17 protein-coding genes are annotated in these 19,210 nt (G+C 73.1%); 10 read left to right on the forward strand and 7 right to left on the reverse strand.

Features of this window, described 5'->3' with window-relative positions:
- The first annotated feature begins 164 nt into the window (after nt 1-164).
- From ACZ4TG_RS18810 to ACZ4TG_RS18825, 4 genes are all read left to right on the forward strand, one after another.
- Entirely contained in the window at nt 165-1,430 is a 1,266-nt protein-coding gene (locus ACZ4TG_RS18810; protein ID WP_468164026.1) for a sensor histidine kinase, read from the forward strand.
- A complete protein-coding gene (locus tag ACZ4TG_RS18815; RefSeq protein ID WP_468164028.1) occupies nt 1,418-2,074 on the forward strand; it encodes a response regulator transcription factor in 657 nt (218 codons plus the stop codon). The genes ACZ4TG_RS18810 and ACZ4TG_RS18815 overlap by 13 nt, the downstream gene beginning before the upstream one ends.
- On the forward strand, nt 2,071-2,979 hold the full coding sequence (locus ACZ4TG_RS18820; protein ID WP_468164030.1) for a DUF4097 family beta strand repeat-containing protein: 909 nt from the start codon (nt 2,071-2,073) through the stop codon (nt 2,977-2,979). Before ACZ4TG_RS18815 ends, ACZ4TG_RS18820 begins: the two co-directional genes overlap by 4 nt.
- Before the next feature lie 130 nt (nt 2,980-3,109).
- On the forward strand, nt 3,110-3,709 hold the full coding sequence (locus ACZ4TG_RS18825) for a MepB family protein (RefSeq protein ID WP_468164032.1): 600 nt from the start codon (nt 3,110-3,112) through the stop codon (nt 3,707-3,709).
- Nucleotides 3,710-3,868: 159 nt separating this feature from the next.
- Here ACZ4TG_RS18825 and ACZ4TG_RS18830 read toward each other — a convergent pair whose 3' ends face one another.
- The 5 genes from ACZ4TG_RS18830 to ACZ4TG_RS18850 all read right to left on the reverse strand — a co-directional run bounded on the left by ACZ4TG_RS18830 (nt 3,869) and on the right by ACZ4TG_RS18850 (nt 9,024).
- Nucleotides 3,869-4,540: a TetR/AcrR family transcriptional regulator gene (locus tag ACZ4TG_RS18830; RefSeq protein ID WP_468164034.1), complete on the reverse strand. Its 672-nt coding sequence runs from the start codon at nt 4,538-4,540 to the stop codon at nt 3,869-3,871.
- Nucleotides 4,541-4,763: 223 nt separating this feature from the next.
- Nucleotides 4,764-5,810, reverse strand: coding sequence for a LacI family DNA-binding transcriptional regulator (locus ACZ4TG_RS18835; protein WP_468164036.1), 1,047 nt, complete (start codon nt 5,808-5,810; stop codon nt 4,764-4,766).
- A 294-nt stretch (nt 5,811-6,104) separates the two neighbouring features.
- Entirely contained in the window at nt 6,105-6,932 is an 828-nt protein-coding gene (locus ACZ4TG_RS18840; protein WP_468164038.1) for a hypothetical protein, read from the reverse strand.
- Nucleotides 6,933-7,010: 78 nt separating this feature from the next.
- Complete coding sequence (locus ACZ4TG_RS18845; RefSeq protein ID WP_468164040.1) at nt 7,011-8,648, reverse strand: FAD-dependent monooxygenase; 1,638 nt, start codon at nt 8,646-8,648, stop codon at nt 7,011-7,013.
- A 172-nt stretch (nt 8,649-8,820) separates the two neighbouring features.
- Nucleotides 8,821-9,024, reverse strand: coding sequence for a DUF6204 family protein (locus ACZ4TG_RS18850; RefSeq protein ID WP_468164174.1), 204 nt, complete (start codon nt 9,022-9,024; stop codon nt 8,821-8,823).
- Between the two features lie 336 nt (nt 9,025-9,360).
- Here ACZ4TG_RS18850 and ACZ4TG_RS18855 point away from each other — a divergent pair, with 336 nt between their 5' ends.
- From ACZ4TG_RS18855 to ACZ4TG_RS18875, 5 genes are all read left to right on the forward strand, one after another.
- On the forward strand, nt 9,361-10,008 hold the full coding sequence (locus ACZ4TG_RS18855; protein ID WP_468164042.1) for a DUF4360 domain-containing protein: 648 nt from the start codon (nt 9,361-9,363) through the stop codon (nt 10,006-10,008).
- A gap of 187 nt (nt 10,009-10,195) precedes the next feature.
- Entirely contained in the window at nt 10,196-10,603 is a 408-nt protein-coding gene (locus ACZ4TG_RS18860) for a YciI family protein (RefSeq protein WP_468164045.1), read from the forward strand.
- 8 nt (nt 10,604-10,611) lie between these two features.
- Complete coding sequence (locus tag ACZ4TG_RS18865) at nt 10,612-11,757, forward strand: RNA polymerase sigma factor (RefSeq protein ID WP_468164176.1); 1,146 nt, start codon at nt 10,612-10,614, stop codon at nt 11,755-11,757.
- Nucleotides 11,758-11,999: 242 nt separating this feature from the next.
- Nucleotides 12,000-12,365, forward strand: coding sequence for a hypothetical protein (locus ACZ4TG_RS18870; RefSeq protein ID WP_468164047.1), 366 nt, complete (start codon nt 12,000-12,002; stop codon nt 12,363-12,365).
- Nucleotides 12,366-12,496: 131 nt separating this feature from the next.
- A complete protein-coding gene (locus ACZ4TG_RS18875; RefSeq protein WP_468164049.1) occupies nt 12,497-13,252 on the forward strand; it encodes a carbonic anhydrase in 756 nt (251 codons plus the stop codon).
- A 55-nt stretch (nt 13,253-13,307) separates the two neighbouring features.
- Here ACZ4TG_RS18875 and ACZ4TG_RS18880 read toward each other — a convergent pair whose 3' ends face one another.
- Together ACZ4TG_RS18880 and ACZ4TG_RS18885 are read right to left on the reverse strand one after the other, a co-directional pair.
- Nucleotides 13,308-14,537, reverse strand: a complete 1,230-nt coding sequence (locus tag ACZ4TG_RS18880) for an NAD(P)/FAD-dependent oxidoreductase (RefSeq protein WP_468164051.1) — start codon at nt 14,535-14,537, stop codon at nt 13,308-13,310.
- Nucleotides 14,538-14,615: 78 nt separating this feature from the next.
- Nucleotides 14,616-14,741 carry a hypothetical protein gene (locus ACZ4TG_RS18885; RefSeq protein WP_468164053.1) on the reverse strand — a complete coding sequence of 42 codons (126 nt, stop codon included), beginning with the start codon at nt 14,739-14,741 and terminating at the stop codon, nt 14,616-14,618.
- 192 nt (nt 14,742-14,933) lie between these two features.
- On the opposite strand from ACZ4TG_RS18885, the gene ACZ4TG_RS18890 reads away from it, so the two are divergent.
- On the forward strand, nt 14,934-19,199 hold the full coding sequence (locus ACZ4TG_RS18890) for a molybdopterin-dependent oxidoreductase (protein ID WP_468164055.1): 4,266 nt from the start codon (nt 14,934-14,936) through the stop codon (nt 19,197-19,199).
- Nucleotides 19,200-19,210 lie beyond the last annotated feature (11 nt).

The following is a 19,210-nucleotide window of genomic DNA, read 5'->3' on the forward strand; positions in this document are numbered from 1 at the left end:
CTTCCGGCCTGACGGTCCGTCCGCCGGGCACACCACAACCCTGGTCCGCGGGAGCCGGAAGATCAGTAGCCCCACCGTCCGAACCGGGGGTGGTGCCGGGTACACCCCCGGGCGGGCACCAGGGTGGTCGCAGGCCCCTGGCCAGTGCGATTAACGTACGGCGCATGGCAATTCGCGGCGCGTTGAGGCGTACGTACACCTGGATCGCGGAGCACACCCCGTGGTCGGCGTGGGCCTGGCGCAACACGGTCTTCTGCGTGGCCGCGATCCCGCCCGCGCTCCCCGTCGCCCTCGGGTTCACCTTCCTGACGGTGACTCAGGGCCGCAACGTGATCCCGCTGCTGCTCGCGCTGGCCTGCCGCCCGCTGCTCACCCGGCTCCAGCGCAGCCGCTTCTGGTCGCTGCTCGGCCTCGACGTACCGGACGTCGTGCGGGAGCACCCCTGGCCGACCGTGCGCGGACTCCGCGAACGGATGCGCTCCGAGGCGACCTGGCGCCAGTACGGCTACCACCTGCTGGTCAGCCCGGCCGCAGCCCTCGCCGGCGCGGTGCTGGTGCTCGCCTGGATCGGCGGCCTCGCCGCGGGCTCCGTGTACGCCTGGCTCTGGCTGCTGCCCGACGGCGACCAGGTCCCCGCCCCCGGCTGGACGGCGCAGTACGACGTGATCACCGCGGTCGGCGTCCTGACCCTGCTCGCCGCACCCTGGGCGGCCGCGCTCCTCACCCGGCTGGACTCCGCCGCCGCGGACGCCCTGCTCGGCCCCAGCCGGTCCCGGGAACTCCTGCGCCGCGTCGAGGACCTCGCCGAGAGCCGGGCCGGGGTCCTCGACGCGGCCGACCTCGAACGCCGCCGCATCGAGCGGGACCTGCACGACGGCGCCCAACAGCGGCTGGTCTCCCTCGCCATGAACCTCGGCATCGCCCGCGCCACCCTGCCCGGCCTGCCGCCCGAGGCCAAGGCCGTCATCGACGAGGCCCACCGCGAGGCGAAGGAGGCCATCGAGGAACTCAACAGCCTGGTACGGGGCCTGCATCCGGCCGTCCTGGAGGACCGCGGCCTCGACGCCGCGCTCTCCGGGATCGCGGCCCGCGCTCCGCTCCCCGTCGAGCTGACCGTGGACCTCCCCGTGCGGCCGGGCCCCACCGTCGAGGCCGTCGCCTACTTCGTGGTCTCCGAGACCCTCGCCAACGTCGCCAAGCACGCCCGGGCCGAGCGCTGTGCGGTGCGGGTCGACCGCGTCCCGGGCCGGCGCGGGGATCTGCTGCGCCTCGTCGTCACCGACGACGGGGTGGGAGGGGCTGACCCGGCCGGGGGGACCGGTCTGACCGGACTGCGCAAACGCGTAGGGTCGGTCGACGGAACCATCATGATCAACAGCCCCCTCGGGGGCCCGACCGTCGTCACCGTGGAGCTGCCGTGCGCGCTGTGATAGCCGAAGATTCCGTCCTCCTGCGCATCGGGCTCGTCAAGGTCCTCGAAATGGCCGGGTTCGAGGTGGCCGCCGAGACCGGCGACGCCGAAGCCCTGCTCGCCGCGGTCGAGGAGCACAGACCCGCCCTCGCCCTGGTCGACGTACGCATGCCACCCGGCTTCACCGACGAGGGCGTCCGCGCCGCCCTGATGATCCGTCAACAGCACCCGGACACCGCTGTCCTGCTGCTCTCGCAGTACGTCGAGGAGCGCTACGCCGCGGACCTGCTGGCCACCCAGAGCGGCGCGGGCATCGGCTACCTCCTCAAGCAACGGGTCGCCGACGTCGAGGAGTTCATCGACGCCCTGCGCCGCGTCGCGGCCGGAGGCACCGCGCTCGACCCGCAGGTCGTGGCCCAGCTCCTGCTGCGCCGGGGCGGCGGGCCGGACCCCTTGGAGCGTCTCACCCCGCGCGAGCGCGAGGTGCTGGCCCTGATGGCGGAAGGCCGCTCCAACGCCGGCATCGCCGCCGGACTCGTCGTGAGCGAGAGCGCGGTGGCCAAACACATCAACAACATCTTCGCCAAGCTGGACCTGCCCCCGGCCGACGGCGCCCACCGCCGCGTCCTCGCCGTCCTGCGCTTCCTGGACGGTACGCCGTGACGGACACCGGTGTGACGGACGCCGCCATGACGGACACCGCCGCGACGCACGCCGGTGTGACGGACACCGGCGGATCCGGGTCCGGCCCGGACCGCCCGGGGCACCGCCGCGCGTGGATCACCGCGGCGCTGCTCAGCTCCGTGCTCGTGGTGATACCGGCGGCCTGGCAGGTGTGGGCGCACAGCGGGTCCCAGAACCGCACCCTGCAGGGCGGCAGCGCGGGGCGCCCGGTGACCGGACTGGAGATCGCGGCGGGCGGCTCCCAGGTCACCGTCACCCCCCGCGCGGACCAGCAGGTCGGCTACCGCGCCCGGTTCAGCGCGTCACAGCAGCGGCCCACCATCGAGGAGACCTGGCACGGCAGCACCCTGAAGCTCACCCCGCACTGCCCCGACGACCCCACCGGCCTGGATCCCGGCGCCGGATGCTCCGTGCGGCTCGCGGTGACGGTGCCCGCCGGGATCCCGGTCAAGGTGGCCGGGACCTCCGGCCGGGTGGACATCAGCGGGCTGGGCGGCGCCGTGGACGCCGACGTCGACTCCGGCTCCCTGAACCTGACCGGGTTGCGCGGCGCCCTGCGCGCCCGGGTCGGAACCGGGCAGCTGCGGGCGGCCGACCTCACGTCCCCGCAGGCCGACATCCGCGTGGGCTCCGGCCAGGCCGCGGCCGCCTTCCTGACCCCGCCGGACCGGGTGGGCGCCCGCGTCGACACCGGCCGGCTGGACCTCACCTTCCCGACGGCCACCCGCTTCCGGACCGGCGGCGAGGCCGGCCGGGGCCGCTGCGAGGTGGACGTCGCCCTGCGCGACCCTTCCGCCCCCCAGACCCTGGACATCTCGGTGAACTCGGGCTACGCCTCGGCCGGGTACCCGGCCTCGGGCCTCTGGACGAGTCATTCCGAATGACCGTTAGTGGTCGTAGGCGATCAGGGATCGTGTGACGGGTTGGCCTGTCCTGTGGTTGTGGCAGCCGCCGCGCTCGACGAGGTGAAGCCCCAACCCGACTGCGCCCAACCGCCCGTGACAGAGTGGACAAATGACCACGGACCGCAAGCAGTCAGCCGATCTCCGCCCGGAACCATGGCTGGGCACCGCCCCGGCCCACAAAGATCTCGTCGCGGCGAAGGCGCTCGTGTACGACCGCTGCGGATTTGCCTGCTCGCAGCCAGTCCCCGAAGCCGAGAGTGCCGAGTACGCCGCCTACCAGTTCACCCTCGAGGGTCTCGCCGTCCGGTTTCGCGCCGCCAAGACGACCCCCACCAAGGCCGGCCAGTTCGTCACTGTCTGGAAGAGGTCCCCGGCCGGGCCCATCCAGCCCTTCGATGTCACGGACCCCGTCGACCTCTTTGTCATCAGCACCCGCGACGATCACAACTTCGGCCAGTTCGTCTTTCCCATGGACGCGCTCCGCCAGCACGGCGTCGTATCGGCAAACGGTTCAGGTGGGAAACGAGCCTTTCGCATCTACCCGCCCTGGGTGACCCCTGCCAACCGCCAGGCCGGCAGTACGCAAGCGTGGCAGCTGGACTTCTTCCTGCACCTGCACCAGGACGGGCCCATCAACCTGGCCCGCGCCCAAGAGCTCTACCACCCGCAGGACAGTGCTGTCATCGGCCAGCCTTCACACCACCACTGATCGCCTACGACCACTGATCATTCGGAATGACTCGTCCAGGACCCTGGCCGGGACACGGCCGAGGCTCGGCTGCCGTCTTCGCGATGATCAACAACTCGGCGGCGCTGCCCTGGCCCCTTGGGGTGACCCGCCGCGGCCCGGCTTCGCGGGCGGCGTCGCTCAGGCCGTCGCGTAGCGCGCCAGGAAGAGGTCGACCCCCGAGGCCATGACGCGGGTGAGCTCGGCGTCGTCGATCTCGGCGTCGGGAGCGAAGGTGCGGACCAGCTGGGGTACGCCCACGGTGGCCGCGACCAACTGCTGCACCGCGAGCGCCGGGTCGGGGGCGTCGAGCTTGCCGGTGCGGTTGAGCTCGATCACCGCCTCGGTCAGCGGGCCGTTGTTCATGTCGTACGTGACCCGGTACCAGAGGTGCCCGAGCTGCGGGAAGCGGTCGATCTCCCCGATCACCAGGCGGCGCAGCGACATGATGTCGGGGCGCAGCAGCAGCGCGGCCCAGTCCTTGGTGAGCTGGATCAGCGCCGCCCGCAGGTCGGCGGCCTGCGCGATGGTCGAGCTGCACGGTTCGAGGTCGGCGTAGGTCCGGGGCAGTATGCCGCCGATGACGGCGAGGAACAGCCGCTCCTTGTTGCCGAAGTGCTTGTAGATCGTCGCCTTGGACACACCGGACCGGCTGGTGATCGCGTCCATGGAGGCGGCCGAGTACCCCTCGGCCAGGAACTCCGCCACGGCCGCGTCGATGATCGCCTGCCGCTTGCGCTGAGCGGCATCGGAGGGCCCCGGAATGACCGGGATGCCGTACTCGTCCGTGGCGTGCGCGGTGTCGGCGTCCATGGGGGTGTCCTTCTGATCTGCCGTGCTGAAGCGGGGGGACTGCTGAGGTGGAAGCTCCCAGTATATGAACTGAACCGTTCGGTATGCCACGCACCCCCGCGCGCGTGCGTGGCGGTGGCCGCGGCGGCGAGGGGCAGCCGGTGCAGGGTGTCCGGCTGCAGCGCGGTACGCGGCAGTACCTCCGCCCGCCCTTCGGCGCTGCCCGCTGAAGCGGCCCGCCCCGTCAGGCGGAGGCGCGGCGGACCAGGGAGGTCGGGGTGATCACCGAGCGCGGGGGCTCGGGCGGGTCCCCGGCCCGGTGGAGCGTGTCGAGCAGCAGACGGGCCATGAGCCGGCCCATGCCCTCCACGTCCTGGCGCACCGTCGTCAGCGGCGGATCGGCTGTCTCCGCCACCAGTTCGGTGTCGTCGAAGCCGACCAGGGCCACATCCCCCGGCACCGTGCGGCCGTGCTCCCGCAGCACCGCCAGCGCCCCCGTCGCCATGAGGTCGTTCGCCGCGAACACCGCGTCGAGCGCCGGGCAGCGCTCCAGCAGCTCCCGCATCGCGCGTGCGCCGCCGGCCGCGGTGAAGTCCCCCTCGGCGACGAACGCGGGATCCGCCTCGCGCACCACATCCCGGTAGCCGTCGAGCCGGTCCGCCGCCGAGGTCTGGTCCAGCGGGCCGGCGATGTGCGCGATGCGCCGCCGGCCCTGGGCGCGCAGATGCCGTACGGCCTCCCGGGCGCCCCCGCGGTTGTCCGCGTCGACGTACGCGACGCCGTGCTCCCCGGAACCGGCCGTCCAGCCGGGCCGGCCGCCGTAGACCGTGGGCATGCCGATGCGCCGGGTGATCTCGGGCAGGGGGTCGTCGGTGTGCAGGGAGAAGGCCAGCGCCCCGTCGACGTGGCCGCCCGCGAGATAGCGCTCGATCCGGTCGTAGTCCCCGCGGTGCTCCACGAGCAGCAACACCAACTGGGCGTCCCGCGACGTCAGTTCCTTGCTGATGCCGCGGATCTGGCGGGAGAAGAAGGGGTCGGAGAAGATCCGGATCTCCGGCTCGGCGATGATCACGGCGACGGCCCCGGTCCGTCGGGTGACCAGGGTGCGGGCCGCGTGATTGGGGATGTAGCCGAGCTCCCTGACGGCCTCCTGGACCCGGTCCACCAGATGCGCGCGGACCCCGTCGCCGCCGTTGACGACGCGGGACGCGGTGGCCCTGGACACCCCGGCCCGGGCTGCCACGGCCTCCAGAGTGGGGCGGTTCCCGGGAACGCGAAGCTGTTCGGGCACGGGCCCTCCTCATGCGTGACCGCGGGCGGTTGCCGCGCCGGGCAGCAGGGTAACCCGGACCGCCGGGAGCGTGAGAGCGCTCCCGGCGAAGTGGCTTGTCACTGGCTCGGCACGGCGCGTTCTCACCCCGGCGGTCACTGCGCTCCCGGGGCCGGTCAGTGGCCGAAGCCGAACCAGTTGACGTTCACGAGGGCGGCTCCTTGGACAGGCCCGCCCGGTCGTCGTACGACCCGCCTCGATGGCGGCGTACGCGTCACGAGCACCGCCGGGCGGGGTGGCCGGCGCGGACCGGGGTCAGGAGGCCGCGCCGGCGCCCTTGGAGAACTTCTCCCACTGCGCGGTGACGATCTCCTGCGGGACCCCGCCGAAGTCCTTGGTGTCGACGATGTCGGAACGGAAGGACAGCGTGACCGCCCCGGACCGGACCAGGGTCAGGTACTTGTACAGGGAGATGTCCTGGCTCTTCACGTCCTGCACCACGATCCGGTACGCCTGCGCCTCGTCCCCGATCGCCGGCGCCTGGACCTGCTCCACCCTGAGCACCTTGGCGTCCACGAGCGCGCGCTCCTCGGTGTAGCCGCCGGCGCACTGCTTGCCCGCCGCGGCCAGGGCCCTCATGGCCGAGGCGGCCGCCGCCGGGTCCTTGTAGGACCGCAGCAGGATGTCGGTGTCCACCCCGAGGATCTCGTCCGGTGCGGCGGCCCGCGCATAGGCCTGGGCCGTGTGCTCCGCCTTGCGCAGGCTGGTCAGCGGCTGGCAGACCGCCGGAGAGGCGTCGTAGAGCTCGCTGATCGGCTCGTCGAGCAGCGGTTCGGTGGCCTCGAACCGGCCTGCCTTGTCACCGGCCGTGAGCGCGAGGGCCTTGAGCCGCTCGACGCCCGGTCCGGGCGAGCCGCCCGGGCTCGGGGCGGCGCTCGATCCCGTGCCCCCGCCGGTGCCCCCGCTCGTCCCCGTGCCCCCGCTTGTCCCCGTGTTCCCGCCGGGGCTCGCGCTGCTGCCCGCCTTCGCGCCCCCGGCGGCCTGTCCCGAGCCGCCGCAGGCGGCGGTCCCGAGGAGCAGTGCCGCGCCGATGGCGACCGCCGCCGTGCCCCGGACTCTGTGGCTGTTTCCCGCCCCGTACATGTGCCGTGTCCCCCTGAGGTTCGTGCTGGAGCCATGATTGTGCAGTACGCCCCCGGACCCGCCCACGGCGGACCACCCTCAGGCGCCGAACACCCCCGCGAGGTGGCTGACCAGCGCCTTCCCGTCCGGCGGTCCGATCCGGGCTCCCAGGTGGCCGTCCGGCCGCACCACGAACACCGTCGGCTCCCGCACCCCGTAGAGCCGCGCGAACTCGCCCCGGCCGTCGTGGTAGACCGGCAGCGCAGCCCCGTCGCCCGGGACGCCGTCGGCTAGTACGGCGCAGGCCTCCACCCGGCCCGCCGGGAAGTCCCTTACCAGGGCGGCGAGTTCGGCGAGGTCCGGGTCCGCCGGGCCCGCCCCGGCCAGCAGCAGCACGTGCCCGCGGTCCCGCAGCAGGTCGTACAGCCGCAGCGGGTAGGACGCGAGGGCCGAGGTGAGGCCGCCGCAGTCCGGGGCCCGGTCGCCCGGCTGCGGACCGGCCGCGCCGTCCTGCCCGGCGGGTGCGACGATCGGGCTGCCGCGGTAGCCGACGAGCAGCTGCGCCTGCTGGAGCATGAGCGTCGCCGGATCCGTCGGGTCGGCCCGGACGCCCTGCACGGCGTGCCGGACCGTGCGGCCGACGACCTCCTCGCCGACCGGCCGGCGCTCGGCGTCGTAGCTCTCCAGCAGCCGGGGGTGCGCGGCGCCCTGCACGGCCAGGGCGAGCTTCCACGCCAGGTTCCACGCGTCCTGGATCCCGGTGTTCATGCCCTGCGCGCCGGTCGGGGGATGGATGTGCGCGGCGTCCCCCGCGACGAAGACCCGCCCGTCGGAGTACCGGTCCACCAGCCGGTGGCTGATCCGGAAGACCGAGGACCAGCGCAGCGCCGACGCGGTGGCCGGCTGCGGAGACAGCCGGTCCAGCACCGCCTGGACGTGCGGGAGCTCCGGTGTCCGGCCGCCCTCCAGCCCGTGCACCACCGAGTCCCCGGTGGCCTGCGGCGCGGCGGACAGCTCGGGCGGCACCAGCATCGACATCCGGTAGCGGCGCACCCCGGGGAGCGGGATGGCCACCAGCAGGTCGTCGACGGCGCCGTCGGCGTCGTGGTGCATGGCGCGTACGCCGTACCCGTACGGCAGGTCCCAGTCCACCTCGACATCGGCCAGCATGTACTCCTCCGGGAACCCGGCCCCCTCGAAGCCGAGCCCGAGCCCCTTGCGGACGGCGCTGTGCGCGCCGTCGCAGCCGACCAGGAACCGGGAGCGGACCTCCTCCTGCGCCCCGGAGTCCAGGTGGACCAGGCGGCTCGTCACCCCGTCGGCGTCCTGGGTGAAGGACACCAGCTCCGTGCTGCGTTCGATGGCGGTCCCGTAGCGGCCGAGGAACTCCTCGATGATGCGTTCCGTCTCGTACTGCGGGAGCGAGGCGAACCAGTACGGCACCTCGGGCGGCAGTTGCAGTTCGAGCCGGTCCTGTTCGGCGCCGTCGACGTACATCAGCTGCCCGTACATCGGGATCGCCGCGTCGAGGGCGGCCCGTACGAAGCCCATCCGGTCCCAGATCTCCAGGGTGCGGGGCTGGACCCCCACCGCCTTCGCGTACGGCAGCCGCGCCGGCAGGCGGTCCACGATGCGGCAGGCCACCCCGCGCCGCCGCAGTTCCGCGGCGGCCGTCAGTCCGACGGGGCCGCCGCCCACGACCAGTACGTCCGGGTGTGATGCGTCGGTGCGGGCCACGTGCGTCTCCCCGGGGCGGGCCCCCCGTACGGAAACGGTCCTTCCCATCGTGGCGCGGCCGGCCGCTCCCGGCCACCGCGCGGGGCCCGGGCGCCGACCGGTCCCGCCGCAGCGGCGGGACCGGCCCCCCGCGGACACCCGGGGCGGGCCGCCGCCCTGCTTCGCCCGCTGGTCAGACGGTGTTCACGCGGGCCGCCTCCCGGCGCCCGCGCTTGCCCAGCGGAGCCAGGGACATGTCCTGGGCCTGGGACTTGAGGTGCTTGAAGGCGTAGCCGCGCTGCTTGAAGGCGTACCCGCGCTCGGCCAGCCAGGTCTCGGCGGTGAGGTCGGCCCGGGCCGTCGCGCCGAGGATGTCCTCCTGCGCTTCGCCCGACAGCTACGGCACCTCGCCGCGTTGTCGGAGCGCCCGGATACGCCCGGTATGAGGACGCTCCTCCGCCTTGCGATGCACCGCATCTGACGCCGCGCGCTGATCCACCGGGGATTACGGGACAGCCCTTGGGCCGGCCGCCCGGGCACGCGCACCGGGATTTCGGCGCTGACGTGGCCTGTCGGCCTGTCGGCCTGTCGGCGGCGCGGCGGGGCCGGTGAGCCGTTCGGCCCTGCCACACCTCCTAGCGGAACGTTTCTGCGGTGAACCGCCCCGTCCATCGGAGTGAGGCCGCGTGCCCGGTCCCGGGCCGCGGCCGTTCGGAGCGCTATCCATAGCGACGTGATCAAGTCACTGCGCACCACACTCACCGCAGCCGTCGTGACCGGCACCCTCGTCACGCTCGCCCCGGGTGCCGGGGCCAACCCCACGGCCCCTCCCGACCAGGTCACCGTGGACGTCGCCACGGTCAACGGCTCGGGCTGCAAGCCCGGCACCGCGACCGTCGCCGTGTCCCCGGACAACTCGGCCTTCACCGTCACCTACAGCGAGTACCTGGCCCAGGCCGGCGGGGGCGTCCCCGCGACCGAAGTCCGCAAGAACTGTCTTCTCTCCCTGGTCGTGCACGTTCCGCAGGGCTTCACCTACGCCGTGTCCCACGTCGACTACCGGGGCTACGGCAGCCTGGAGAAGGGTGCGACCGGCACGCAGAAGGCCAGCTACTACTTCCAGGGCATGAGCCAGACCGCGTCCCGCTCGCACACGTTCCGAGGAGAGCTGAACAACAACTGGCAGGTGACCGACACCACGGACATCGAGGCGCTGGTCTACGCCCCCTGCGGCGAGCTCCGCAACTTCAACATCAACACCGAGCTGCGCGCGACGGCCGGTACGGACGCGTCGAAGACCAGTTTCATGGCCGTCGACTCGACGGACGGCAGCATCAACACCGTCTACCACTTCGCCTGGAAGCAGTGCGCGCGCCGCTGAACCCACTGTCCGCGGCATCCATTCGTCCGGATGGATGCCGCTCCGACCACTCTCGCCGGCCGCCGGGACCGGCTCATCCACGAGTTCCCGAAAAAGTTTCACCGGCGATGTCGAGAATCGGTGCCCGGCTCCGTCCTCGTAGTGAAAGCGACCACAATGGGTCGCACTCGCACCGAGGAGAAGCACCATGGCCAAGTACCTGCTCCTGAAGCACTACCGCGGCGCCCCGGCTTCGGTCAACGACGTGCCCATGGCCGAGTGGACGCCGGAGGAGATCTCGGACCACGTGCGCTACATGCGGGACTTCGCGGCCCGGCTCGAGGGGACCGGCGAGTTCGTCGACGGTCAGGCGCTCGCCCCAGAGGGAGCGTGGGTCCGCTACGACGGTGAGGGGCGCCCGCCGGTCACCGACGGCCCGTTCGCCGAGACCAAGGACCTCATCGCCGGCTGGATGGTGATCGACGTCGACAGCTACGAGCGCGCCGTCGAGCTGGCCGGGGAGCTGTCGGCCGCCCCCGGGGCGGGCGGGAAGCCGATCCACGAGTGGCTCGAGCTGCGCCCGTTCCTGGCCGCGCCGCCCACCATCACGGAGTGACCTCACCGATGGACGAGGCCCTGCTCCGGAGCCTCACGCCGAGCGTGCTCGGGATCCTCGTCCGCCGCGGAGCCGACTTCGCGGCGGCCGAGGACGCCGTGCAGGACGCGCTGGTCGAGGCGGTCCGCGTCTGGCCCGCCGACCAGCCGCGGGACCCGAAGGGCTGGCTGGTCACCGTGGCCTGGCGCCGGTTCCTCGACGCGACCCGGGCGGACGCCGCCCGCCGCCGGCGCGAGGACCTCGTCGACGAGGAGCCGGCGCCCGGGCCGGCGCCCGTGGCGGACGACACGCTCCAGCTCTACTTCCTGTGCGCCCACCCGTCGCTGACGCCGTCCTCCGCGGTCGCGCTCACGCTGCGCGCCGTCGGCGGGCTGACCACCCGCCAGATCGCCCAGGCCTACCTGGTGCCCGAGGCGACCATGGCGCAGCGCATCAGCCGGGCCAAGCGCACCGTCTCGGGCGTGCGGTTCGACCGGCCCGGCGATGTCGCCACCGTGCTGCGCGTCCTCTATCTGGTCTTCAACGAGGGCTACTCCGGTGACGTCGACCTCGCCGCCGAGGCCATCCGGCTCACCCGGCAGCTCGCGGCCGTGATCGACCACCCGGAGGTGGCGGGGCTGCTCGCCCTCATGCTGCTCCACCACGCCCGGCGCGCCGCCCGGACCGCGTCCGACGGCAGCCTGGTACCGCTCGCCGAGCAGGACCGCGGCCGGTGGGACACCGGGTCGATCGCCGAGGGCGTCTCGATCCTGCAAGCGGCCCTCGGCCGCGACCGGCTGGGCGAGTTCCAGGCCCAGGCCGCCATCGCCGCACTCCACGCCGACGCGCGCAGAGCCGAGGAGACCGACTGGGTGCAGATCGTCGAGTGGTACGACGAGCTCGCGCGCCTGACCGACAGCCCGGTCGTCCGGCTCAACCGCGCGGTGGCCGTGGGCGAGGCCGACGGGCCGCGCGCCGGCCTGGCGGCGCTCGCGGCGCTGGACGACGCACTGCCCCGCCACGCCGCGGTGGCGGCGTACCTCCACGAGCGCGACGGCGACCTGGCGACGGCGGCGCGGCTCTACGCCGAGGCGGCCCGAAAGGCACCCAACCTCGCCGAGCGCGACCACCTGACGCGCCAGGCCGCGCGGCTCAACGCCCGCGGGTGCCGCTGACGGGGCCGGGACCAGCGGGGCTGGTGCGTGACCGGTGCGTCCCCGGTCCCGGCGTCAGGATTGCAGAGTCGTTTCCGCAGTGAACTCGGCCACTCGAACAGGTGAGTTCACGCGCGCCGCCCTGTCGCTGAGGGGCCCGGCACCGCTAGACCCGTGGGTGATCACCTTGCACCACGGGTACCCGGGCCGCTGTCCGGGCGTTCCCGTGTCCTTCCCTGCCCGCCGACATGAAGAAGGCCCTTGTGAGCACCCTTGTGAACACCTCCCTGCGCCAGATCGCAGCGACCGTCGCCGCGGCCGCCGCCCTCGCCCTGCTGGCCGCCGCTCCCTCCAACGCGGCCGCCGCGCGCGTCGACACGCAGTGCGGTACCTACATCTGCGTCCACACCGCGCACCACAACCGCTTCGTCCAGGACATCACCGTGCAGACCAAGGACGGAGTGACCGGCACCCTGCGCGCCTACTGGGGCAACTACCACAGCGGCCGCGTGAACGCCGCCTCCCACCGCTGGGACGTGGGCTACGAGCAGGCCGGTGCCAAGCTCGTCTGCGGAGGCCTGGAGCGCGACGGCCGCAACATCGAGGACGGGATCTGCGTCACCATCTGACCCCTCGGCACCTCGGCCCGGCGGGAGCCGGGTCTGCCGCGAACGTGTGATTGAGCCGAGTCCGGGGGCGATCCCGCCAATCCTCCCGGACGGCGGAGTCGTACCCGGGGGTACCGGGATACCGTCCCGCGATGAATTCGAACACACGGCGTCAGAACACGCGCTCGCACAACGCCGCCCCTTCGCCCAGCCGCCGGACCCTGCTCCGTACCGCCGTCGCGGGTACGGCGGCCGCCGGGTCGGTCCTCGGCCTCGGCTCCGCCTTCCCCGCCGCGGCCGCCCCGCCGGGGCCCGCCACCGACCGGCCCACCACCCCCGAGCAGGCCCTGCGCGAGCTGGCGGCCGGCAACCGGCGCTGGCGGACGTACCGCCAGGAGCACCCGCATGAGTCGCCGTCCGTACGCACCCGGCTCACCCGGGCCCAGCACCCCTTCGCGATCGTGCTGGGCTGTGTCGACTCCCGGGTCCCCCCGGAGCTCGTCTTCGACCAGGGGCTCGGGGACCTGCTGACCGTCCGGTCCGCCGGTGAGGTGCTCGACGAAGCCGTGCTCGGCAGCATCGCGTACGGGGTCCTGGAGCTGGAGATCCCCCTGGTGCTGGTCCTCGGCCACCAGTCCTGCGGAGCCGTCGGCGCCGCGGTGCACGCCGACGAGACGGGGGAGCGACTGCCCGCCCCCATCCAGTACCTGGCCGACCGGATACGCCCCTCGATAGACCACGCCCAGCAGGGCGAGGCCCGTATCGACGCCACCCTCGACGCGCACACCCGCCGCACCCGCGACCTCCTGGCGGCCGAACCCGACCTGGCCCGCAGGATCGTCACGGGCAGGCTCGCGGTGTCCGCGGCCCGCTACGAGCTCCGCGACCAGAGGGTGCGCACCCTGTGATCCGGCGCCACGCCTGACAGGCCGGCCGCCCCGGGCGTCATGGCGGCCCCGGGCGTCAGGGCAGCAGTGACTCCAGTGGCACGCTCGGGTCCGCCAGGCGCGCCGTGTCGACGGGTTCCCGGGAGCGGATGAGGTTCTGGACGGGCTCGGTGACGTCCCAGACGTTGACGTTCATGCCCGCCAGGACGCGGCCCCGGGACAGCCAGAAGGCGATGAACTCGCCCGTGCCGGTTTCGCCGCGGAAGACGACCTGGTCGTAGCCGTCGGGCTCGACGTATCCGGTGTACTCCATGCCCAGGTCGTACTGGTCGGTGAAGAAGTACGGCATCCGGTCGTACACGGCGTCCTGGCCGAGCATCGCCTTGGCCGCGGTCTGCGGCTGGTTGAGCGCGTTGGCCCAGTGCTCGACGCGGATGCGCCGCTTCAGGAACGGGTGGTAGGCGTTGGCGACGTCACCCGCGGCGTAGACGTCGGGGGCCGAGGTGGCCAGGTGCTCGTCGGTGACGATGCCGTTGTCGACGGCCAGGCCCGCGGCTGCGGCGAGTCCGGTGTTGGGGGTGATGCCGACGCCGACGACGACCGCCTGCGCCTCGATACGGGTCCCGTCGGCGAGGAGCACGCCGTCCGCCGCACCGGAGCTGCCGGTGATCCCGGCCACCTCGACGCCCAGGCGCAGGTCCACGCCGTGGCCGCGGTGCAGGTCGGCGAAGACCTGCGCCACCTCGGGGCCGAGGACGCGCAGCAGCGGCAGCTCCGCGGTTTCGAGCACGGTGACCTGGGCTCCGGCGGCGCGGGCGGCCGCGGCGGTCTCCAGGCCGATCCAGCCGGCGCCGATGACGGCGACCCGGGCGCCCGGCCGGAAGGCGGCCTTGAGGCGGTCGCTGTCCTCGACCTGGCGCAGGTGGAACACCCCGTCGAGCTCGGCCCCCGGGACGGGCAGCGTGCGCGGTGAGGATCCGGTGGTCAGCAGCAGCTTCGCGTAGTCCAGTCGGCTGCCGTCGGCGAGCGTGACCCGGTGCGCGGCGGGGTCGAGGGCGGTGGCCTTCGTGTCCAGGCGCAGGTCGACGTCGTGTTCCGCGTACCACTGCCGGGGGTGGACGTAGATCTTCTCGCGCTCTTCCTTGCCCAGCAGATAGCCCTTGGACAGCGGCGGGCGCTCGTAGGGCCGTTCGTGTTCCGCACCGATCAGGACGACCGGGCCGTCGAAGCCCTCCTCGCGCAGGGTCTGCGCGGCTTTCGCCCCGCCGAGGCCCGCTCCGATGATCACGTGGCTGTCACTGTTCATGGTCTGGCCGGGTCTCTCTGGCAGAGGGGCGCGAGCGGCGCCGGGGGCCGGGCGTCGCGACGGATACGGACACGCTACTCAGCCGGCGACCCGGGTGAGGGCGAGGAACTCGCCGCGGGAGCGCGAGTCGTGGCGCAGCCGCCCCTGCGGCGCCGGACGTGAGCCGGCTGCCCCGACGCCGCGCAGGGCCCTGCCGCGCCGCACGACGCCCGCCCCGGACCGCTCACACCGAGGGGATGAGCCCTGTGCGGTCCGCTTTACACACCGCGTCCGCGGGGTGTGACGGCCCGGTAATGCGGCCCTCCTACGATCTTGGTCGTGGGAGCCTCCCACCCCTGTCGCAGCTCACCCGGTGTGCGTGGGGCGACGACTGTGATCCTGGGGGAGGGAGTCCCGGTGACGACGACGCCAGGCTCGAAGGCGGAGGGCATCCGGACGGTCTGCTCGTACTGCGGCGTCGGCTGCGGCATCGTGCTCGACGTCGGCCGGGACCCCTCCACCGGCAGGCGTACGGCCACCAGGGCCTCCGGGGACAAACTCCACCCCACGAACTTCGGGCGGCTCTGCACGAAGGGGTCGACCAGCGCGGACATGATGGCCGCGCCCGGACGCGCCGCCAAGGCGCTGATCCGCACCGAGCGGGGCACCGAGCCCGCCGAAGCGGATGTGGACGCGGCGATCACGGCCGTTGCCGGGCGGCTGCGCGCGCTCCTGGACGAGCACGGCACCGACGCCCTCGCCTTCTACGTCTCCGGGCAGATGTCCCTGGAGGCCCAGTACTTGGCGAACAAGCTCGCCAAGGGCTTCGTACGCACCAACCGGATCGAGTCCAACTCCCGCCTGTGCATGGCCAGCGCGGGCTCCGGCTACAAGCTCTCACTGGGTGCCGACGGACCCCCCGGCTCCTACCAGGACTTCGACCGGGCCGACGCCTTCTTCGTGATCGGCGCGAACATGGCCGACTGCCACCCGATCCTCTTCCTGCGGATGATGGACCGGCTCAAGTCGGCCGGGGCGAAGCTCATCGTCGTCGACCCGCGGCGCAACGCCACCGCCGACAAGGCCGACCTGTTCCTCCAGATCAAGCCGGGCACGGACCTCGCTCTCCTCAACGGCATCCTCCACCTCCTCGTGGAGAACGGGCACGCCGACGAGGCCTTCATCGCCGAGTTCACCGACGGCTGGGAGGAGATGCCCTCCTTCCTGGCGGACTACCCGCCGGCGAGGGTCGCCGAAATCACCGGCCTGCCCGAGGCAGACATCCGGCAGGCCGCCCGGTGGATCGGCGAGGCGGGCGAGTGGATGAGCTGCTGGACGATGGGACTGAACCAGTCGACCCACGGCACCTGGAACACCAACGCCCTCGTCAACCTGCACCTCGCCACCGGGGCGATCTGCCGCCCGGGCTCCGGCCCGTTCTCGCTGACCGGCCAGCCGAACGCGATGGGCGGACGCGAGATGGGCTACATGGGCCCGGGTCTGCCCGGCCAGCGCTCGGTCCTCGTGGACGAGGAGCGGGCCTTCATCGAGGACCTGTGGGGTGTGGAGGCGGGCACGCTGCGCACCGAGGTGGGGCGCGGGACGGTGGAGATGTTCGAGCAGATGGCCGCCGGTGACATCAAGGCGTGCTGGATCATCTGCACCAACCCCGTCGCCTCGATCGCCAACCGCAAGACCGTCATCGCCGGTCTGGAGGCCGCCGACCTGGTCATCACGCAGGACGTGTTCGCCGAGACCGAGACGAACGCCTACGCCGACGTCGTACTGCCCGCCACCCTGTGGGCCGAGTCCGACGGCGTCATGGTCAACTCGGAGCGGAACCTCACCCTCGTCCAGGGCGTCCTCGATCCGCCCGGCCAGGCACTGCCCGACTGGCAGCTCATCGCCCGCGTCGCCTGCGAGATGGGTTTCGCCGACGCCTTCACCTACGCGAGCGCCGAGGAGGTCTTCGAGGAACTCAAGCGCGCCTGGAATCCGAAGACCGGCTGGGACCTGCGCGGCGTCAGCTACCGGCGCCTGCGCGAGGCCCCCGTGCAGTGGCCGGCCCCGTCGGCGGACGCCGGCGACCGCAACCCGATCCGCTACCTCAACGACGGCGTGAGCCAGACCCTGCTGGAACGCGCCGACGGCACCCGCCCCCGGCTGGTGTTCCCCACCTCCTCCGGCCGGGCCCGGTTCTTCGCCCGCCCGCATCTGCCCGCCGCGGAACTCCCCGACGACGACTACCCGTTCGTCCTGAACACGGGCCGTCTGCAACACCAGTGGCACACCCTCACCAAGACCGGAAAGGTCGCCAAACTGGGCAGGCTGAACCCGGGCCCGTTCGTCGAGCTCCATCCGGACGACGCCGCCGCGATGGAAGCCGAGGACGGGGACCACATCGAGGTCGCCTCCCGGCGCGGCCGCGCCGTCCTGCCCGCCGTCGTCACCGACCGGGTCCGCCCCGGGAACTGCTTCGCACCGTTCCACTGGAACGACCTGTTCGGGGAGTACCTCAGCATCAACGCCGTCACCAACGACGCCGTCGACCCGATCTCGTTCCAGCCCGAGTTCAAGGCCTGCGCCGTGGCGCTGCGCGTGGTGGCCGCCCCGGAGCCCGAGGAGAGCGCCTCGCTGCCCTCGGCGGCCGGCCCCGACCTCCCGGCGCGGCAGCCGCAGGACCCGCCGCCCACTGACGTGGCCCTGGCCCCGGCCGCGGCCGGCCAAGGGGTCACGGCCGTCTCCGCTCTCGCCACCCTCTTCGGCCTGACCGACGTCACCGGACCGGCCCTGGCAGAGCCGGAGCGCAGATACCTCTCCGGATACCTTGCCGGTCTCGCCGCGGCGCCGCCCGGCGGTGTCCCGGTACTGCCCGCGTCCGCGCCCTTCGCCCCCGGGGCGGCGCAGTGGGTGGACGGCGTGCTGGCCGGAATGTTCTCCCGCACCGCCGCGCCCGGCCCTCCCCCCGCCGCCCCGGGCCAGGCCCCCTCGGCCCGCGAGGCAGCCCCGTCCCGGCAGCTGATCGTGCTGTGGGCCTCGCAGACCGGCAACGCCGAGGAGTTCGCCGCCGCCGCGGCAGCCCGCCTCACCGAGACCGGCCACACCCCGGCCCTGCTCGCCATGGCCGACACCACCCCCGCGCAGCTCACCGCCGGTACCGACCTGCTGATCGTCACCAGCACCTTCGGCGACGGCGACAGCCCCGACAACGGCGCCGGCTTCTGGCAGGCGCTCACCGCCCCCGATGCCGCCCGGCTGGACGGCCTGCGCTACTCCGTCCTGGCCTTCGGCGACTCCAGCTACGACGACTTCTGCGGCCACGGCCGCCGCCTGGACGAACGCCTCGCGGAGCTCGGCGCCGCCCGCCTGCACCCGCGCACCGACTGCGAGCCCGACTACGAAGAAGCCGCCGGGCAGTGGCTGGACCGGATCGCCACCGCCCTCGCCCCAGCGGCCGGCCGCCAGTCCGCGACGGCCCTGCCGGACACGGCGGTCACCGCGGCGCCCCCGACGGCGAAGCCCGCCGCCGCGGCGACCGCGCCCCGGCCCGCGGCATCCGCCGGCTACTCCAAGGCATCCCCGTTCGCGACGCTCCTGATCGGGAACCGGCTGCTCAGCCTGCCCGGATCACAAAAGGAGATACGGCAGTTCGCCTTCGACACCCGCGGCGGCGAGCTCGCCTACGAGGCCGGAGACGCCCTCGGCGTATGGCCGGCCAACGGCTCCGGACTCGTGGCCGAGTGGCTCGCCCTCACCGGCCTGGACCCCGACGAGAGCATCGCCCTTCCCGACAGCGGCGACGTCACCCTCGGCGAAGCCCTGCGGACCCGCCTCGACATCGCCCGCATCACCCCGGACCTCCTCAAATTCGTCGCCGCGCGCACCGGGGACCGCGACCTCCAACGGCTGCTGCGCCCGGACAACAAGGGCGAGCTGGCCAAATGGAGCTGGGGCCGGCAGGCCGCCGACGTCATCGGCGCCTTCCCGGTCCGGGCCTCCGCGACCGAGTGGGCCGGAGTCCTCAAGCGACTCCAGCCCCGCCTGTACTCCATCTCCTCCAGCCCGCTGGTGCACCCGGGCGAGGTCCGCCTGACGGTGTCCGTCGTCCGCTACACCAACGGCCTGGGCCGGGACCGCGAGGGCGTGTGCTCCACCTACCTGGCGGACTGCGCCGACGACGGCCCGGTCCAGGTGTTCGTCCAGCGCTCGCCGCACTTCCGCCCGCCCGCCGGCCCCGCCACCCCGATGATCATGCTGGGTCCGGGTACCGGCGTCGCGCCGTTCATCGGCTTCCTGGAGGACCGCCGGGCCCGCGGTCACACCGGCCCCAACTGGCTGTTCTTCGGCGAGCAGCGCGAGGCCACCGACTTCTACTACCGCCAGGAGCTGGAGGACTTCGTCTCCTCCGGGCACCTGGACCGCCTCGACGTCGCCTTCTCGCGCGACCAGCGCAACAAGATCTACGTACAGGACCGGATGCGTGAGCACGGCCCGCGCCTGTGGCGTTGGCTGCGGGACGGCGCCCACTTCTACGTCTGCGGCGACGCCGGCCGGATGGCCAAGGACGTGGACCGGGCCCTGCACGAGATCGTCGCCACGCACGGCGGTATGGACGCGCAGTCGGCTGCCGCGTACGTGCGGCAGTTGGCCGCCGACAAGCGGTACGTGCGCGACGTCTACTGATCGGTCCCTTC

The sequence above is a fragment of the Streptomyces sp. NPDC028314 genome, assembly GCF_055565795.1.

Coding starts and splice junctions, on each gene's coding strand:
- ACZ4TG_RS18840 (WP_468164038.1), bottom strand. CDS start 6,932: ATGTACGGGGCGGGAAACAGCCACAGAGTCCGGGGCACGGCGGCGGTC.
- ACZ4TG_RS18860 (WP_468164045.1), top strand. CDS start 10,196: ATGGCCAAGTACCTGCTCCTGAAGCACTACCGCGGCGCCCCGGCTTCG.
- ACZ4TG_RS18875 (WP_468164049.1), top strand. CDS start 12,497: ATGAATTCGAACACACGGCGTCAGAACACGCGCTCGCACAACGCCGCC.
- ACZ4TG_RS18810 (WP_468164026.1), top strand. CDS start 165: ATGGCAATTCGCGGCGCGTTGAGGCGTACGTACACCTGGATCGCGGAG.
- ACZ4TG_RS18830 (WP_468164034.1), bottom strand. CDS start 4,540: ATGGACGCCGACACCGCGCACGCCACGGACGAGTACGGCATCCCGGTC.
- ACZ4TG_RS18880 (WP_468164051.1), bottom strand. CDS start 14,537: ATGAACAGTGACAGCCACGTGATCATCGGAGCGGGCCTCGGCGGGGCG.
- ACZ4TG_RS18865 (WP_468164176.1), top strand. CDS start 10,612: ATGGACGAGGCCCTGCTCCGGAGCCTCACGCCGAGCGTGCTCGGGATC.
- ACZ4TG_RS18825 (WP_468164032.1), top strand. CDS start 3,110: ATGACCACGGACCGCAAGCAGTCAGCCGATCTCCGCCCGGAACCATGG.